This window comes from Tyzzerella sp. An114, from assembly GCF_002161055.1.
Classification (GTDB): domain Bacteria; phylum Bacillota; class Clostridia; order Lachnospirales; family Anaerotignaceae; genus Fimicola; species Fimicola cottocaccae.
The window spans coordinates 213,458-230,626 of sequence record NZ_NFLT01000005.1 but is presented as its reverse complement, the minus strand read 5'-3'; the positions used below and the strand labels follow the sequence as shown (position 1 = coordinate 230,626).

Here is a 17,169-nt window from a genome sequence, read left to right as displayed (position 1 = left end):
ATAACATTATTATTATGATTTTTTTATCAAAATTATATGCATGTAATAAAAATGCATTTATATACATAAAATTTGATAAAAGCATTTGACACACACTTAATTTAGTGTTACGATATACAAACAAAACATAATTTTTTAGTAGAGGTGCATTTTTCATAAGTACTTATTTTGATGCAGTAAGGTGCATATGATAAATAAGAAAAGGGGACAATGCCGAAGTTAGAATTATTCCTTACAATATTCTTTCTGGTTTTTATGGATAATATCTGTATGAACTGTCATCATTTTTGGTGGAGCGCTACTATAATGATTATTTTAACACAGCGTAGTGTTTATATCTGTGATAAGGCAATTATTATACCGGCGTTTATGTCGGTTTTTTTTATTTTAAATCAAAGTTTGCGGTGTGTTTATCGTAACAGAATAATATGTTATAATAGGAGTGAAAATTTATTATGAAAAAAGTAAATCTTGCAGTAGTAGGTGCAACAGGTATGGTAGGAAGAACTTTCTTAAAAGTTCTTGAGGAAAGACAGCTTCCAATTGAAAATTTTTATGTAATGGCTTCAGCTCGTTCAGCAGGTTCAACTCTTACATTTAACGGAAAAGAATATGTTGTTGAAGAGCTTACAGAGCATTCATTTGACAAACCAATTGATATTGCTCTTTTCTCTGCTGGTGGTTCAACAAGTGCAAAATTTGCTCCAATAGCAGCAGAACATGGTTGTATTGTTATTGACAACAGTGCTCAGTGGAGAATGGACCCAGAAGTTCCTCTTGTAGTACCTGAAGTAAATCCAGAAGATATTGAATGGAACAAAGGTATAATTGCAAATCCTAACTGTTCAACAATACAGGCTATGGTTGCATTAAAACCACTTGATGACAAATACAAAATCAAACGTGTTGTTTACTCTACATATCAGGCTGTTTCTGGTGCTGGTGTTGCTGGTTGGAAAGACCTTGAAAATGGTCTTAAGGGAGAAGCTCCAAAGAAATTCCCTCACCCAATAGCAAACAACTGCCTCCCACACATTGATGTATTTATGGATAACAGATACACAAAAGAAGAAATGAAAATGATTTGGGAAACAAGAAAAATCCTTCACCATGATGACCTTAAAGTTACAGCAACAACAGTACGTGTTCCTGTATTCGACAGTCACAGTGAATCAATAAATGTTGAATTTGAAAATCCATTTGAATTAGATGAACTTATTGAAGTTCTTAAAAATGCTCCTGGTGTTGTTGTTGAAGATGACCCAGAAAACAATGTATACCCTCTTGCAATAAATGCAGCAGGTCATGACGAAGTTTATGTTGGAAGAATTCGCCGTGATGAAAGTGTTGAAAATGGTGTAAATCTTTGGGTTGTTGCAGACAATATCCGTAAAGGTGCAGCTACTAACGCAGTACAGATTGCTCAGGAAATAATTGCAAAAATGCAGTAATTAATTTTGGAGGTGCTTTTATATGTCTATTTTTACAGGCTCAGGAGTTGCTATTGTCACTCCTTTTAACGAAGATGAAACTATCAACTATCCTGAATTAAAAAAACTTATTGAGTTTCAGATTGAAAATGGTACAGACGCTATCATTATATGTGGTACAACTGGTGAAGCTTCAACTCTTACAGATGAAGAACAGATTGACTGTGTTCGTTACGCTGTTGAAGTAGTAAACAAGAGAATTCCTGTTATCGCTGGAGCAGGAAGCAATCACACAGCTCATGCAATAGAACTTGCACAGGGTTGTGAAAAAGCTGGTGCTGATGCTGTACTTCTCGTTACACCATACTACAACAAGACAACTCAGAAGGGACTTATAGAGCACTATAAAATGATTGCTGAAAGCATAAACATTCCTATAATACTTTATAATGTACCAAGTCGTACAGGTCTTAACATCACACCAAAGACTTGTTATGAACTTTCAAAAATTAAAAACATAGTAGCTATAAAAGAAGCTAGCGGAAATATTTCACAGGTTGCTGAAATAGCTGCTCTCTGTGGACCGGATTTTGATATTTATTCAGGAAATGACGACCAAGTTCTTCCTCTCCTTTCTCTCGGTGGAAAAGGTGTTATATCAGTTCTTGCAAATGTAGCTCCAAGAGATACACATGATATGGTTATGAGCTATCTTGAGGGAGACTCAAAGAGAGCTACTAAATTACAACTTGATACACTTAATCTTATTAATGCCCTTTTCTGTGAGACAAATCCTATCCCTATAAAGGCTGCTGTAAACCTTATGGGATTTAATGCAGGAAAATGCAAAATGCCTCTCTGCTCAATGGAAGATAAAAACTTTGAAAGACTTAAAGAGGCTATGAAAGATTACGGTTTAATTAAATAATAGACAAAAAATATATTAGGGCTGTCTCATGGCAGCCCTTAATTTTAATATATTTTATATTTTAATAATTTTATTAATAAAGAGGTGTTTATATTGGTTAAAATTATAATGCACGGCTGTGGTGGAAAAATGGGTCATGTTGTTTCATCAATAGTTGCCAACGATGAAAACTGTGAAATAGTTGCCGGAATAGACCCAAGAGACGTTGAAATGGGTTATCCTGTATTTAAAAATATAGATGATTGTAATGTAGAAGCTGACTGTATAATAGACTTTTCAACAGCTTCTGCTGTTCCTGCCCTTCTTGAATATTCAAAATCAAAAAATATACCTGTTGTACTTTGCTCAACAGGGCTTTCAGAAGAATTAAACAACAAAGTTTTAGAATATTCAAAACACGTAGCTATACTTAAATCAGCTAATATGTCAGTAGGTGTAAACCTTATTATGAAAGTTTTAAAAGAGCTTGCTCCTGTTCTTGCTGAGGAAGGTTTTGACATTGAGATAGTTGAAAAACATCACAATCAGAAAATAGATGCTCCAAGCGGTACAGCAATAGCTCTTGCAGACGCTATAAACGAAGAGTTTAACAATGAATACAAATATGTATTTGACCGCTCTCAAGTTCGTGAGAAACGCAGTCAGAAAGAAATAGGCATAAGTGCTGTCAGAGGCGGTACAATCGTAGGAGACCATGATGTAATATTCGCCGGTCGTGATGAAGTTATAACAATAAGTCATACAGCCTATTCAAAGGAACTTTTTGCTGTTGGTGCTGTAAAGGCCGCAAAATATATTGCAGGAAAACCAGCAGGATTTTATACAATGAAAAACGTTATGGAATAATATTAAAAAAACACCGGATTTTCCGGTGTTTTATTTTCAATATCATAAATATCATATTTTTATATTATGGAGTTTTTTCAGTACATATCTTATATACATAATCAACTTCATTTTTTATTTCATCATCAAGAACTGTTCCTGTAATAATTATATCCATATAAGACTGTTTCTTTAAAAAAGCTTCACATATTTCCTGTCTTTCTATATACCCTTTTTCTATGGCATCTATAAGACCATCAAGTATGAGAACGTCACATTCTCCTGTTTCAATTATTTTTCTTGTAAAATTAAAAGCATTTCTAAGTTCGGATAAAATATCTTTTTTTGTATCTTCATCAATACAGTCAATGCTTTCTCTGTGTTTTTCAAATCTAAATATTCTGAAATCCGGTTCAAGGGCTTTTAAAGGTATTCCTTCTTTTGTATTATTATAATCAAGAAACTGTATCATAACCACACTAAGACCCTCTCCAACAGCACGTATACCTTGACCTATGGCAAGAGTTGTTTTACCTTTACCTTCACCATAATATGCAAATATATTTCCTTTACGCACAGCAATTCAGCTCCTGTCTTATAGATAAAAAGACAGGTTTTTATTACCTGCCTTTTTGTTTTGTCAAAAAAATAGATTTTAACTCTTTAAATTTATTAAGCAGGAAAACTTCCTGTTTCTGTTTCGTTTACAACATAGTAGCACATTTTTTCTTCTGGCTTGAAATAAATTTCTACTGTCTTGATGTCTTTTACTTTACCGCCCTGTGCTTTCCAAGCCTCTTTAACTGCATCTTCCATATCCTTTACAGATGACTGAACTCCCTGAAATTCAACAAATACTTTTGATTTCATAAAATTTCCCCCTCTATTGTGTAAATAGCTTAAAACGAGTTATGTTAAACTCTATTTTTTACAAATACAAGGATATAATACTAGATTTAATTGTAATTGTCAATATTTCTAATGCTTATGGGAATAGTCACCAAAATAGTTATAACATTACAACAAAAATCATGTAAAAAACCATATTTTTTAATTCCCAAAAACACTTTTTTAATATGTATTTAATTACATTACAAACTTTAATCTCTTATATTTTCTCTATTAATATCATCAGAAACAGTTTCTATTTTAGATACAGAAACCTCATAAGCAACTTTTTCTTCAATAACATCATCTTTCTTTTTCTGATAAGCTCTACTTTGAACTCTGCCCCAAAGTCTTATATTTGAACCAACAGATAATTTAGATGTAAATCTTGCATTTCTTCCCCAAGCTATACATGGTATGTAATCAGACTTATTATAAGCTCTGTTTACAGCTACAAGTATATCAGAAATTTCTCTGCCAAAAGGAGTTTCTCTATAAACAGGCTCTTTACATATGTAACCATTTAAATATATTTGATTAGGATTTTTAATAGTATATTCATCAACTATTTGAATATCCCTTGCAAAAACAGTAAGAACAAGCCTGCTTTTTTTATCGGTATAATTATTATAACTTCTTAATTGACCTGAAATTTCAACTTTTGCACCAGTTTTAAGTAAATTTCTGTCAATAAGTCTTTCAGAAATCATAACTGGAAGTATATCTGCATTATCACTAAGTCTCTCAACAGATACTTTAAAAACATAAAATCCTTCACCATAAACTTTATGGCTAAAAGCACACTCCTCAACAATATTACCACTGATGCTAACACAGTTGTTTTCCAAAATTCCTTCTGTCTGCATCTATTTCTACCCCTCTCTTAAAAGCTTAAAAAGCTTTTATTATTTCTTATGATAAATAAATTTTATTCAAAAAAATTAATTTTAGAAGTATTTTAAATAAAATTTACAAAAAAATACATTTATTTGAATTGTAAAAAACCTTGCGTTATAACGCAAGGTATAAAATAAATATATTATTATCTTTCAAGTTCCGTTTTAAATATAAATGCCAATTTAACACAATCTATGCCTATAATCATTGTAAAATCGTTTTTTTTATAAACCATAGGCTTTCCACCTTTTTTTACAACAACAGCATCTATACGCTTATCATTTTTGTCCCAATAGGAAAGAATTGCAAAATCATCATCATTCTTAACTGTCCAAGAACTTTCAACAAGGGGCCTAACATAAAAATCTCCATCACAACCAAAGTATTGCATCAAATTTTTTTGCGAACTAATAAAGTTCTGAACAAAATCACTATCCTTTAACATTTTACCCCTCCGAAAATCTTTTGTTTATATACATACTATCCTACTTTTATAAATAGTCTTTGTCAATAGTTTTTAAAAAAAAGAAAGATACCCTACAAATATTAAGGTATCTTTCATAAAAATTTGACATTTTACGACATAAAAATATCTATTAAATAAAATTATTAAACTCTAACAGCTTTATCAAGTACAGGCTTTAAATATTTACCTGTATAAGAATTTTCAACTTCACAAACTTCCTCCGGTGTTCCTTTAGCAACAATCATTCCGCCACCACTTCCACCTTCAGGACCTAAATCTATTATATAATCAGCGGTTTTTATAACATCAAGATTATGTTCTATTACAACAACGGTATTTCCGCCTTCAGCCAATCTTTGAAGAATGTGGACAAGTTTATGAACATCAGCAGTATGAAGTCCTGTTGTAGGTTCATCAAGTATATACATTGTTTTTCCTGTGCTTCTTCTGCTTAATTCTGTGGCAAGTTTAACTCTTTGAGCTTCTCCTCCTGAAAGTGTTGTTGATGACTGTCCAAGCTGAACATATGAAAGCCCCACATCATAAAGAGTTTGAAGTTTATTTTTTATTTTAGGAATATTTTCAAAAAACTCCAAAGCTTCCTCAACAGTCATATCAAGAACATCTGATATTGTTTTTCCTTTATATTTAACCTCAAGAGTTTCTCTATTATATCTCTTACCATGACAAACTTCACAAGGAACATATATATCAGGCAAAAAGTGCATTTCTATTTTTATAATACCGTCTCCGGAACAAGCCTCACATCTTCCGCCTTTAACATTAAAACTAAAACGTCCCTTCTGGTATCCTCTCATTTTTGCCTCTGTTGTCTGAGCAAAAACTTCTCTTATAAGGTCAAAAAGTCCTGTGTATGTTGCCGGATTTGAGCGTGGTGTTCGTCCTATTGGAGATTGGTCAATATTTATAACTTTATCAAGATTTTCAAGACCTGTCATATCTTTATGTTTTCCTGGACGTATTTTCCCTCTATTCAAATCTCTATTTAATCTCTTAAAAAGTATTTCATTTACAAGGGATGATTTTCCAGAGCCTGAAACACCTGTAACACAAGTTATTATACCTAAAGGAATTTCAACATTTATATTTTTAAGATTATTTTCACAAGCACCACTTATTTTTAACGTCATATCAGCTTTCACAGGGCGTCTTTCTTTTGGAACTTCAATATACTTTCTACCACTTAAATAATCTCCTGTAACTGATTTTTCACAGTTTTTAATATCTTCCACAGTGCCAGCACAGACAAGCTCTCCTCCGCCTTTTCCTGCCCCCGGTCCTATATCAACAATATAATCACATTCAAGCATTGTATCTTCATCATGTTCAACAACAATCAAAGAGTTTCCTATATCTCTCAAATGTTTTAATGTTTTTAAAAGTTTGTCATTATCTCTTTGGTGAAGTCCTATGCTAGGCTCATCAAGTATATATAATACTCCAACAAGTCCAGAGCCTATTTGAGTTGCAAGTCTTATTCTCTGGGACTCACCTCCCGAAAGAGTTCCGGCTGACCTTGAAAGAGTTAAATAATCAAGTCCAACATCAACAAGAAAACCAATTCTTGCGTTTATCTCTTTAAGTATTCTCTCAGCTATCATATTTTCTCTTTCAGTAAGTTCTAAAGAATTAAAAAACTTCTGAATTTCTGTTATTGACATTTCAGTTACTTCCGAAATGTTTTTATTATTTATAGTAATAGCTAAAACCTCAGGGCGAAGTCTTCTACCTTTACAGCTAGGACAAGTTATATTTGTCATAAAGGATTCATACTCAGAACGCATAAACTCTGATGTCTCTGAATATCTTCTTTGAAGATTATTTATTATACCTTCAAAACTATAATCATAAGTCCCTTTACCATTTGTTCCTGTGTATGTTATTCTTACCTTCTCTCCCTTTGTTCCAAAAAATATAATATCTTTAGCCTCATCGGAAAGCTCCTCGAAAGGAACATCAAGACTAAAACCATATTTTTCAGCTAAAGATTGAAAAAGCACACCTGTCATACTTTCTGAATTTGATATTGAATTATAACCTGGTGCAATTATAGCTCCCTGTGATATTGAAAGTTTTGGATTAGGCACAATCAAAACAGGGTCAAATTTCATCTGCATACCTAAACCAGTACATTCAGGACAAGCTCCTGAAGGATTGTTAAATGAAAATAATCTAGGTTCTATCTCTGAAAGATTTATACCACAATCAGGACAAGAGAAATTTTGACTGAATGTAAGTTCACTTTCACCACTATTTACATCAACAACAAGAAGACCTCCTGTAAGGCTCATTACATTTTCAATTGACTCTGTAAGTCGTTTTTGCATACCTTCTTTTATAATAAGCCTATCAACAACAATTTCTATTGTATGTTTTTTATTTTTTTCAAGTTTTATTTCATCTGAAAGTTCATAGACAACACCGTCAACTCTAACTCTGGCATAACCGCTTTTTGATGCATCATTTAAAAGTTTTACATGTTCTCCCTTTCGTCCTCTCACAACAGGTGCAAGAAGCTGTATTTTAGTTCTCTCTGGAAGTTCTGTAATTTGGTCTACAATTTGGTCTATTGTCTGTTTTTTAATCTCTTTTCCACACTTTGGACAATGGGGTATTCCTATTCTTGCAAAAAGCAATCTTAAATAGTCATATATCTCTGTGACAGTTCCCACAGTTGAACGAGGATTATGACTTGTTGTTTTTTGGTCAATAGATATGGCTGGAGAAAGTCCCTCTATATACTCCACATCAGGTTTTTCCATCTGACCTAAAAACTGTCTTGCATAGGAAGAAAGGGACTCAACGTATCTTCTTTGACCTTCTGCGTATATTGTATCAAAGGCAAGGGAAGATTTTCCCGAGCCTGAAACTCCTGTAAATACAACAAATTTATCTCTTGGTATCTCAAGATTTATATTTTTTAAATTATGTTCTTTTGCTCCTCTTATTATTATTTTATCTTTAGACATATTCAATCCTTTCTGAAAAACCTTCAAAAATTATTCATCAAGCATTTTTTTCAAATTTATAATTTCATCTCTAATTGCAGCAGCCTTTTCAAAATGTAAATCTGACGCTGCCAATTTCATTTCTTTATCAAGTTTTTTAATATATTTCTTAAGTTCATCAATGCTCATTGACTCAGGGTCTTTTTCAAGACCTTTTTTAGTTTTCTCATCAACAGCTTTTGTAGCTTGTATAACATCATGAACTTTTTTCTTTATTGTTTTTGGCACTATACCATGAATTTCATTGTATTCCTGCTGAATTTTACGTCTTCTTGCAGTCTCATCTATGGCACGCTTCATACTGTCTGTCAAAACATCAGCATACATTATTACATGACCATCAGCATTTCTCGCAGCTCGTCCTATTGTCTGTATAAGTGATGTTTCAGAACGCAAAAATCCCTCTTTGTCAGCGTCAAGTATTGCAACAAGGGAAACCTCTGGAATATCAAGTCCCTCTCTCAAAAGATTTATACCAACAAGAACATCAAAAACGTCCATTCTCAAATCTCGTATAATTTCAAGTCTTTCAAGAGTATCTATATCAGAGTGAAGGTATCTAACTTTCACTCCTGCCTCTTTCATATAATCTGTAAGTCTTTCAGCCATTTTTTTTGTAAGTGTTGTTATGAGAACCTTATCTCCCTTATCAACAGTTTTTCTCACTTCACTTAAAAGGTCGTCAATCTGACCTTCAATAGGTCTTACATCAACTTCAGGGTCAATAAGACCGGTAGGTCGTATAATCTGCTCAACAGTATCTTCAGAGTGTTCTTTTTCATATACAGAAGGTGTTGCAGATACAAAAAGCATTTGATTTATTTTGCTTTCAAACTCTGTAAATTTAAGAGGTCTATTGTCAAGGGCAGAAGGTAATCTAAAGCCATAATCAACAAGAGTTGTTTTTCTTGAGCGGTCTCCCTCATACATTCCCCTTATCTGTGGTATAGAAACATGGGACTCATCAGCAATTATTATAAAATCATCAGGGAAGAAATCTATAAGAGTGTTTGGTGTACTTCCCTCTTCTCTCAATGAAAGATGTCTTGAATAATTTTCTATTCCCGAACAAAAACCCATTTCCCTCATCATTTCAATATCATAGTTTGTACGCTGCTCAAGTCTTTGAGCCTCAAGAAGTTTATCTTCACTTTTAAGTTTTTTTAATTGTTCTTCAAGTTCTTCCTCTATTCTCTGTATAGCTACTTTCATTTTTTCAGATGTAGTAACATAATGAGAGGCTGGGAATATGGCAACATGATTTCTTGTTCCTATAAATTCACCTGTCAAAATATCAATTTCAGTTATTTTTTCTATCTCATCACCAAAAAAATCAATTCGTATAGCACTTTCAGATTTATCCGCCGGTATAATCTCCAAAACATCTCCTCTTACTCTAAATGTACCACGCTGAAAATCCATATCATTTCTATCATATTGTATTTCTATAAGTTTTCTTATAACGTCATCTCTGTCTTTCTCCATTCCTGGACGGAGAGAAATCATAAGTTCTTTATAATCTTCTGGGTCTCCCAAGCCATATATACATGATACACTGGCAACAATAAGAACATCTCTTCGCTCCAAAAGAGCTGCTGTTGCAGAGTGACGAAGTTTATCTATCTCATCATTTATAGATGAGTCTTTTTCTATATAGGTGTCAGTGCTGGGAACATAAGCCTCTGGCTGATAATAATCATAGTAGCTGACAAAATACTCTACTGCATTATTTGGAAAAAACTCTTTAAACTCATTATAAAGCTGTGCTGCAAGAGTTTTATTGTGAGCTATAACTAATGTAGGTCTTTGAAGTTTTTCAATTATATTAGCCATTGTAAAGGTCTTTCCAGAACCTGTAACACCTAAAAGTGTCTGAAATTTTTTACCTTCATTAAATCCTTTTACAAGTTTTTCTATGGCTTCTGGCTGGTCACCTGTGGGTTTATAATCAGAAACAATTTTAAATTCAGCCAAAATGACACCTCCTCAAAAATATATTATTTCCTGTTTTTATAAAAAACAAATATTATAATTAAAGCAATTAATAAAATAAATAGAAATAAAAAAATTGAAAATTTATCTAAACTTGAAGATATAAAAACTACTGTTGGTCCGTCAGAACCTCCTATTACACCCATATAACACCTCTTATTATAGAACATTCGTTCTTATTATATCACAAATATTATTATCTGCAATAGTTAAAAAGTTTAATTTTTTAAATAAAAAAATACAGCGGTTAAAAAACCGCTGTATATCAATTATTATTTTCAAGTTTTTCAAGAGCATCAAAAGCAGCATTTTGTTCTGCCTCTTTTTTGCTTTTTCCTTCACCACAACCAAGAGTTTTCTTATCATGATATACTTCCGCAATAAAAACTTTATCATGGTCAGGTCCTTTTTCATCAATTATTTTATAAGTTATAGGACTTTTGCTGTTTTTCTGTATAAGCTCTTGAAGATGTGTTTTACAGTCAAGGGTTCTGAAAGAAATTTTCATATCATCAATAACCTTTTCCATAAAACTCATAATATACTTACCAGCAGATTCAATTCCACCATCAAGGCATATAGCACCAATGACAGCTTCAAAAGCATCTGCAAGTATGGAATCTCTGTTTCTTCCGCCTGTGCTCTCCTCACCCTTACCAAGAAGAAGATATTTTCCAAACTCAAACTCTCTAGCTATTTTTGCCAATGAACCTTCACAGACAACACCAGCTCTAAGTTTAGTAAGTTCACCTTCAGGCATTTTAGGGAATTTTTTGTAAATATACTCACTTACAATCATATCAAGGACGGCATCTCCCAAAAATTCCAGTCTTTCGTTATTTTCTGAAACAAAATTTTTATGCTCGTTGGCATAAGAGCTGTGGGTAAATGCAAGTTTTATTTTATCCTTATCATTAAAAGTGTAGTTAATCCTTTTTTCAAAGGACTCTGTGTCCAAAGCATTCATAATTATTACTGCTCCACTGCTGCTTTTAAGAATTCAATTGCGTCTCCCACTGTTTTAATTTTTTCAGCATCATCATTTTCAAATTCAACATCAAATTCTTCTTCCAGTGCAGAGATTATCTGAAACAGGTCGAGAGAATCTGCACCTAAATCTGCAAATGATGTTTCCTCATTAAGTTCTGATTCTGAAATTCCTAACTGCTCCGCTATAATACTAATTACTACTGAACTGTCCATATAATTATCCTCCTGAAATTAAAAATGTTTCTTTTTTGTATATTATTATAATCCCATATTATTAATTTGTCTTTATAAAATTATAAATTATCTTCAATTTTTGAAACTATATCATTTTCAACAAAAATTGTACACTGTTTTATAGCATTTCGTATGCCTTTTGCCTTAGAACTGCCATGAGCTTTTACAACAAGAGCTTTAAGACCTAAGAAAGGAGCTCCGCCAACTTCCTCAGAGTCAAGTCTTGATTTTACACTGCCAAAAGGTTTTTTGAGAGCCAAGGCTGCAAATTTATAAATACCCTTTGTAATTTCACCTTTTATAATTTTAAGTAAAGCCATACTAAGACCTTCTGCAAATTTAAGTATAGTATTTCCAACAAAGCCATCACATACTATAACATCAGCTTCACCGAAAGGAACTTCTCTAGGCTCAATATTTCCTGTAAAATTAATTGATGAATTTTCAAGTAACTCATAAGTTTCTTTTGTGAGAGCATTTCCCTTTTCTTTCTCAGCACCTATATTTACAAGTCCAACTTTAGGATTTTTAACACCCATAACATGTTCAACATAAACAGAACCCATTTTTGCAAATTGTTCAAGATATTTTGGTTTACAATCAACATTTGCACCACTGTCAAGAAGGAATGTAAAACCTTTTATTGTAGGAAGGCAAGTTCCCAAAGCAGGTCTTTCAATACCCTTTATTCTTCCAACAATTACTGTTGCTCCTGTCAAAACCGCTCCTGTACTTCCTGCTGAAACAAAAGCGTCTGCTTCATTATTTTTAACAAGGTTAAGACCAACAACCATAGAAGAATCTTTTTTACGTCTTATAGCTGTTGTAGGAGCTTCATCTGTTGTTATGACCTCTGTGGCATTGACAACCTGAATTTTAGAATTATCATAATTATATTTTTTTAATTCTGCATTAACAGCATCTTCCTGACCTACAAGTTTTATATTAACCCCAAGCTCATTTACTGCCTCAACAGCACCCTTAACAATCTCAAAAGGTGCATTGTCTCCGCCCATAGCATCAACTGCAACAGTGATATTTCTGTTCATCTGTAACCAACCCTTCTCAAAAATTAAATATATCAGTAGTTTTATAATTACATTATTTTTATAATGATATAATTATAAACCCACTGTAAAAATACTTTTATTTACAAGAAAGGACAGCAAGTTAAAAACCTGCTGTCCCCACAGCTGACAGAATTAGTCAACTTTGATAACTGTTTTCTTATTGTAAGAACCACAAGCCTTACAAACTCTATGAGGCATCATTAACTCACCGCATTTGCTGCAAGCTACTAAGCCAGGAGTTTTGATTGTCCAGCTCTGTGCTTTTCTTTTGTCTCTTTTTGATTTAGAAACCTTTCCCTTTGGTACTGCCATTTTCTACACCTCCTCATCAACGTTGAAAAGAGCTCTTAAGCTGTCAAATTTAGGATTAATATATGAAGTATCACAATCACAATTGCCTTCATTAAGATTTTTTCCACAGGAAGGACAAAGTCCTTTGCAGTCATCTTTACAGACAATTTTCATAGGAATATTTTCAAAAACCTCATTCCTTACATAAGGATACAAATCAATACTGTCCTCTGTAACAGCTTCGATATCTTCATCTATATTGCCTGTCTTACTAAACATCTCATATAACTTAAAGTTTAACTTAACATTGACGGGTGCAAGACAACGGCTGCAAGAAACGTTTAAAAGTGTATCTCCCTCTGCATCAAGCACTATAATATCATCAATATTTGTCAAGGTACCTTTTATTTTAACAGGCTCCAGAAATCCAACAACATCGGGATAACCCTCTGTATCGTTAATATCAATAGACAGGTCTATGGGAATACTTTTCCCTCTATGACCAAACAACTGCGATATATCTACACGCACACAAATCACCCCTATTGTCGTATACCTATGATATTATACATATTCATTGTTTATTTGTCAAGAAGCTCTTTTGTATCTCTTGCAATCATTAATTCCTCATTTGTAGGAATTACATAAACTCTAATTCTTGAGTCTGGAGCTGAAATCTCCATAGCTTTTCCTCTTAAACTGTTGTTATAAGAATCAATGTGTACTCCAAGGAAACCTAAGTAGTCACAAATTGCTCTTCTAATTACACCAGAGTTTTCTCCAAGACCTGCTGTAAATACGATAGCGTCAACACCATTCATTGCAGCGGCATATTCACCGATATATTTTGCAACTTTGTATGCAAATATGTCAAGAGCTGTGTTTGCTCTGTCATTTCCTTCTGAACCAGCTGACTGAACATCTCTAAAGTCACTTGAAACACCTGATATACCAAGAACACCAGATTTTTTATTAAGTATAGTATCCATCTCAGAAGGTGTAAGATTTTCTTTCTGCATAAGATATGTTACAACAGCAGCGTCAACGTCACCACTTCTTGTTCCCATAACAAGACCTTCAAGAGGTGTAAAGCCCATTGATGTGTCAATTGATTTTCCATTTCTCACAGCACAGATACTTCCACCATTTCCAAGATGGCAAGTAATGATTTTTGACTCTTCGATTGGTCTATTCATCATTTTTGCACATTCCTGAGCAACATATTTATGGCTTGTACCATGGAAACCATATCTTCTTATTTTATATTTTTCATAGTATTCATAAGGAAGAGCGTAAAGATAAGCTCTTTCAGGCATTGTCTGATGGAAAGCTGTATCAAATACACCTACCTGTGGAACATTTGGCATAATTTTTTCACAAGCATCAATACCAATAAGGTTTGCTGGGTTGTGTAATGGTGCAAGGTCACAACATTTTCTTATAGCTTCTTTAACTTCTTCTGTTATAATTACAGAACTTGCAAAGTATTCTCCACCATGAACAACACGATGTCCAACAGCACCAATTTCTTTAACTGATTTTATAACACCATGTTCAGTATCAAGAAGAGCATCAATAACCATCTGAACAGCTACTGTATGGTCTTCCATATATTCTTCACATACATAGTCTTCTTTTCCTGCTGGCTGATGTTTAAGTCTTGAACCTTCAATACCAATTCTTTCGCAAAGACCTTTTGCAAGAACAGCCTCTGTATCTCCGTCAATAAGCTGATATTTTAATGATGAACTACCACAGTTTAATACAAGAATTTTCATTTTCTTCTCTCCTTAGTCAAATATTTACCATATAAAATAAATAAACAAAATTATTTTGCAGCTTTAAGAACCTGAGCCTGAACAGCTGTTATTGCTACAACACCAACAATGTCTTCAGCAGAGCAACCTCTTGAAAGGTCATTTACAGGTTTGGCAATACCCTGTAATACAGGACCATAAGCCTCTGCACCAGCAAATCTCTGAACAAGTTTATATCCGATATTTCCAGCATCAATGTCAGGGAATACAAGAACGTTTGCTTTTCCAGCAACTGAGCTTTCAGGTGCTTTTAATGAACCTACTGAAGGAACGATTGCAGCGTCAAGCTGTAATTCACCATCAAGTTTAACATTTGGATATTTTTCTTTAGCAATCTTTGTAGCTTCAACAACTTTATCAACGTCAGCATGTTTTGCACTACCCATTGTTGAATGGCTAAGCATAGCAACTCTAGCTTCTCCACCAACAAAAGCTTCAAATGATTTAGCAGAGTCACCAGCTATTGAAGCAAGTTCTGCTGGATTAGGGTTCTGATTTAAAGCACAGTCTGCGAATACAAGAACGCCGTCATCTCCATATGTTCCGTCTTTACATACCATTACAAAGAACGAAGAAACAATATCTGTTCCAGGAGCTGTTTTTAAAATCTGGAGAGCAGGACGAAGAACATCAGCTGTTGCATGAATTGCACCTGAAACCATACCGTCTGCAATTCCTTTTTTAACAAGCATTACACCGAATGTGAGAGGGTCTGAGAGAGCTTTTAAAGCCTGCTCTGCAGTAACACCTTTACTCTTTCTAAGCTCACAGAATGTAGCAACAAAGTCACCCATTTCTTCACAGTCATCAGGATTTATAAATGTTGCTTTTGATACATCAGCATCTCCGGCAGCCGCAATAATTTTATCCTTCTCACCAACAAGGATAATATTTGCAAGACCTTCCTTAAGAACAGCAGCAGCTGCATCAAGGTTTCTCTTTTCATAAGACTCAGGCAATACTATTGTCTGAATATCATTTTTTGCTTTTTCCTTCATAATGTTTAAAAAGTCCATTTTAAAATCCTCCTAAAATAAATTTTAAATTTTTTATTACTCTTTATTGAAACCTGCACAATAAAATTCCTAATACATTACATTATATATTATATACAAAAGGTTTATTGTATACAAGTCTCTTTTACTATTTTTATAACACAAATAATAGTTATTTTAATGGAATTTTTATAATAAAATTTGTACCTTTATTTTTTTCACTTAAAATTGTTATACACCCACCAACAGAACCTATTGCTGCTTTAACTGTATCAAGACCAATTCCCCTACCAGAAAAAAGTGATGGATTACTTCTTGTTGTAAATCCAGGATACATTATAAATGAATATATTTCACTGTCAGTATATTCACTGTCTTTTATAAAACCTTTTTTAAAGGCAATAGCAGCTATTTCATCTCTATCAAGACCAGCTCCATCATCACTTACAGAAACTTCTATAAAATCATCATATTTATTTATATCAATTTTAATAGTGCCTTTAGGGTCTTTACCTAGCTTTAAACGCTTCTCAGAAGACTCTATTCCATGGTCCATACTGTTGTTAATCATCTGAATAACAGATATAGAAACTTTATCATTTATATTATCACTTATTACAGTGTCTGTACCATTCATAATAACATTAACATCTTTATTAAGCTCTATTGAAAGTATGTGTACAAGTCTTTTTACTTTTCTTTCTAGTAATCTAAAATCATTTTTTCTGATTATATAAGGTTTAAAATTTACTCCTTCACAATTACAAAAATCATTTGAAAAATTTTCACTTTCAAAAGATTTTTCCATGAGAAAGTTATTTATAAATTTTGTAATACTGTATCCATAATCAGAGGTTATACTTTTCATCTCAATATTATTTATCTCTGTACTAATATAATTTAAGGCCATTTTTGAAAGACTTATAACATAGTTAAACTCTTTATCTGAAAAACTGTTATCTTTAAAATATATAAACAGTTCTTCAAGAGAGTGAGAAACTTGTGCTATGCCCATATAACCCATCATAGAAGAAGAACCCTTTATACTGTGAAGTATTCTCAGTATTTTATTCATTTCATAATCAGAAAAATTCATTTTTGATACTGCATTCATTTGAATTTCGCTTATTTTAGCTATATGATTTCGACATTCATCAATAAAAACATAACTCAATAAATCCAGTTCATCTTCCATAAATCAATCCCTGCTTTATTAATATAATAAAATTATTTATAAAAATTCTATATTAAAAGTATATATCCTTAAGTTCTTTTTTTCCATAGAAAAAAGTCATAATACTGAACAAAAAAGATTTT

General features: G+C 32.9%; 17 protein-coding genes and 1 riboswitch. Of the genes, 3 read left to right on the top strand and 14 right to left on the bottom strand.

Annotation, left to right across the window (positions count from 1 at the left end; translation table 11 throughout):
* Positions 1-131 precede the first annotated feature (131 nt).
* A riboswitch (Lysine riboswitch) is annotated at positions 132-309 on the top strand.
* Positions 310-455: 146 nt separating this feature from the next.
* The 3 genes from B5E58_RS06825 to dapB all read left to right on the top strand — a co-directional run bounded on the left by B5E58_RS06825 (position 456) and on the right by dapB (position 3,204).
* Entirely contained in the window at positions 456-1,451 is a 996-nt protein-coding gene (locus tag B5E58_RS06825) for an aspartate-semialdehyde dehydrogenase (RefSeq protein WP_088108940.1), read from the top strand.
* Positions 1,452-1,473: 22 nt separating this feature from the next.
* The gene (gene dapA, locus B5E58_RS06820; protein WP_088108939.1) at positions 1,474-2,358 is read left to right on the top strand and encodes a 4-hydroxy-tetrahydrodipicolinate synthase; all 885 of its coding nucleotides are present in this window, start codon (positions 1,474-1,476) and stop codon (positions 2,356-2,358) included.
* A 93-nt stretch (positions 2,359-2,451) separates the two neighbouring features.
* A complete protein-coding gene (gene dapB, locus B5E58_RS06815; RefSeq protein ID WP_088108938.1) occupies positions 2,452-3,204 on the top strand; it encodes a 4-hydroxy-tetrahydrodipicolinate reductase in 753 nt (250 codons plus the stop codon).
* A gap of 64 nt (positions 3,205-3,268) precedes the next feature.
* Here dapB and B5E58_RS06810 read toward each other — a convergent pair whose 3' ends face one another.
* From B5E58_RS06810 to B5E58_RS06745, 14 genes are all read right to left on the bottom strand, one after another.
* Positions 3,269-3,760: a cob(I)yrinic acid a,c-diamide adenosyltransferase gene (locus B5E58_RS06810; protein ID WP_158097691.1), complete on the bottom strand. Its 492-nt coding sequence runs from the start codon at positions 3,758-3,760 to the stop codon at positions 3,269-3,271.
* A gap of 95 nt (positions 3,761-3,855) precedes the next feature.
* On the bottom strand, positions 3,856-4,053 hold the full coding sequence (locus B5E58_RS06805) for a DUF6465 family protein (protein WP_088108936.1): 198 nt from the start codon (positions 4,051-4,053) through the stop codon (positions 3,856-3,858).
* A gap of 230 nt (positions 4,054-4,283) precedes the next feature.
* Entirely contained in the window at positions 4,284-4,937 is a 654-nt protein-coding gene (locus B5E58_RS06800) for a single-stranded DNA-binding protein (RefSeq protein ID WP_088108935.1), read from the bottom strand.
* A 176-nt stretch (positions 4,938-5,113) separates the two neighbouring features.
* The gene (locus tag B5E58_RS06795; protein WP_088108934.1) at positions 5,114-5,413 is read right to left on the bottom strand and encodes a hypothetical protein; all 300 of its coding nucleotides are present in this window, start codon (positions 5,411-5,413) and stop codon (positions 5,114-5,116) included.
* Between the two features lie 164 nt (positions 5,414-5,577).
* The gene (gene uvrA / locus B5E58_RS06790; RefSeq protein WP_088108933.1) at positions 5,578-8,424 is read right to left on the bottom strand and encodes an excinuclease ABC subunit UvrA; all 2,847 of its coding nucleotides are present in this window, start codon (positions 8,422-8,424) and stop codon (positions 5,578-5,580) included.
* Positions 8,425-8,454: 30 nt separating this feature from the next.
* Positions 8,455-10,437 (bottom strand): excinuclease ABC subunit UvrB, encoded by a 1,983-nt coding sequence (gene uvrB, locus B5E58_RS06785; protein ID WP_088108932.1) that lies wholly within the window; start codon positions 10,435-10,437, stop codon positions 8,455-8,457.
* Between the two features lie 283 nt (positions 10,438-10,720).
* Positions 10,721-11,422, bottom strand: coding sequence for a ribonuclease III (gene rnc, locus B5E58_RS06780; protein ID WP_088108931.1), 702 nt, complete (start codon positions 11,420-11,422; stop codon positions 10,721-10,723).
* A 5-nt stretch (positions 11,423-11,427) separates the two neighbouring features.
* The gene (gene acpP, locus B5E58_RS06775) at positions 11,428-11,658 is read right to left on the bottom strand and encodes an acyl carrier protein (protein ID WP_088108930.1); all 231 of its coding nucleotides are present in this window, start codon (positions 11,656-11,658) and stop codon (positions 11,428-11,430) included.
* Between the two features lie 80 nt (positions 11,659-11,738).
* Complete coding sequence (plsX, locus tag B5E58_RS06770) at positions 11,739-12,728, bottom strand: phosphate acyltransferase PlsX (RefSeq protein ID WP_088108929.1); 990 nt, start codon at positions 12,726-12,728, stop codon at positions 11,739-11,741.
* Positions 12,729-12,881: 153 nt separating this feature from the next.
* The gene (gene rpmF / locus B5E58_RS06765; protein WP_088108928.1) at positions 12,882-13,061 is read right to left on the bottom strand and encodes a 50S ribosomal protein L32; all 180 of its coding nucleotides are present in this window, start codon (positions 13,059-13,061) and stop codon (positions 12,882-12,884) included.
* A gap of 3 nt (positions 13,062-13,064) precedes the next feature.
* Positions 13,065-13,571: a YceD family protein gene (locus B5E58_RS06760; RefSeq protein WP_158097690.1), complete on the bottom strand. Its 507-nt coding sequence runs from the start codon at positions 13,569-13,571 to the stop codon at positions 13,065-13,067.
* A gap of 50 nt (positions 13,572-13,621) precedes the next feature.
* A complete protein-coding gene (locus tag B5E58_RS06755; RefSeq protein WP_088108926.1) occupies positions 13,622-14,818 on the bottom strand; it encodes an acetate/propionate family kinase in 1,197 nt (398 codons plus the stop codon).
* A gap of 50 nt (positions 14,819-14,868) precedes the next feature.
* Positions 14,869-15,873, bottom strand: coding sequence for a phosphate acetyltransferase (gene pta / locus B5E58_RS06750; RefSeq protein ID WP_088108925.1), 1,005 nt, complete (start codon positions 15,871-15,873; stop codon positions 14,869-14,871).
* 151 nt (positions 15,874-16,024) lie between these two features.
* Positions 16,025-17,047, bottom strand: coding sequence for an Hpt domain-containing protein (locus B5E58_RS06745; RefSeq protein WP_088108924.1), 1,023 nt, complete (start codon positions 17,045-17,047; stop codon positions 16,025-16,027).
* Between the last annotated feature and the right edge of the window lie 122 nt (positions 17,048-17,169).

Excerpts from the sequence above, each read along its gene's own strand:
- dapA (WP_088108939.1), top strand. The coding sequence starts at position 1,474 with ATGTCTATTTTTACAGGCTCAGGAGTTGCTATTGTCACTCCTTTTAAC.
- rpmF (WP_088108928.1), bottom strand. The coding sequence starts at position 13,061 with ATGGCAGTACCAAAGGGAAAGGTTTCTAAATCAAAAAGAGACAAAAGA.
- uvrA (WP_088108933.1), bottom strand. The coding sequence starts at position 8,424 with ATGTCTAAAGATAAAATAATAATAAGAGGAGCAAAAGAACATAATTTA.
- B5E58_RS06755 (WP_088108926.1), bottom strand. The coding sequence starts at position 14,818 with ATGAAAATTCTTGTATTAAACTGTGGTAGTTCATCATTAAAATATCAG.
- pta (WP_088108925.1), bottom strand. The coding sequence starts at position 15,873 with ATGGACTTTTTAAACATTATGAAGGAAAAAGCAAAAAATGATATTCAG.
- rnc (WP_088108931.1), bottom strand. The coding sequence starts at position 11,422 with ATGAATGCTTTGGACACAGAGTCCTTTGAAAAAAGGATTAACTACACT.
- B5E58_RS06795 (WP_088108934.1), bottom strand. The coding sequence starts at position 5,413 with ATGTTAAAGGATAGTGATTTTGTTCAGAACTTTATTAGTTCGCAAAAA.
- B5E58_RS06800 (WP_088108935.1), bottom strand. The coding sequence starts at position 4,937 with ATGCAGACAGAAGGAATTTTGGAAAACAACTGTGTTAGCATCAGTGGT.
- B5E58_RS06825 (WP_088108940.1), top strand. The coding sequence starts at position 456 with ATGAAAAAAGTAAATCTTGCAGTAGTAGGTGCAACAGGTATGGTAGGA.
- B5E58_RS06805 (WP_088108936.1), bottom strand. The coding sequence starts at position 4,053 with ATGAAATCAAAAGTATTTGTTGAATTTCAGGGAGTTCAGTCATCTGTA.
- plsX (WP_088108929.1), bottom strand. The coding sequence starts at position 12,728 with ATGAACAGAAATATCACTGTTGCAGTTGATGCTATGGGCGGAGACAAT.
- acpP (WP_088108930.1), bottom strand. The coding sequence starts at position 11,658 with ATGGACAGTTCAGTAGTAATTAGTATTATAGCGGAGCAGTTAGGAATT.
- B5E58_RS06745 (WP_088108924.1), bottom strand. The coding sequence starts at position 17,047 with ATGGAAGATGAACTGGATTTATTGAGTTATGTTTTTATTGATGAATGT.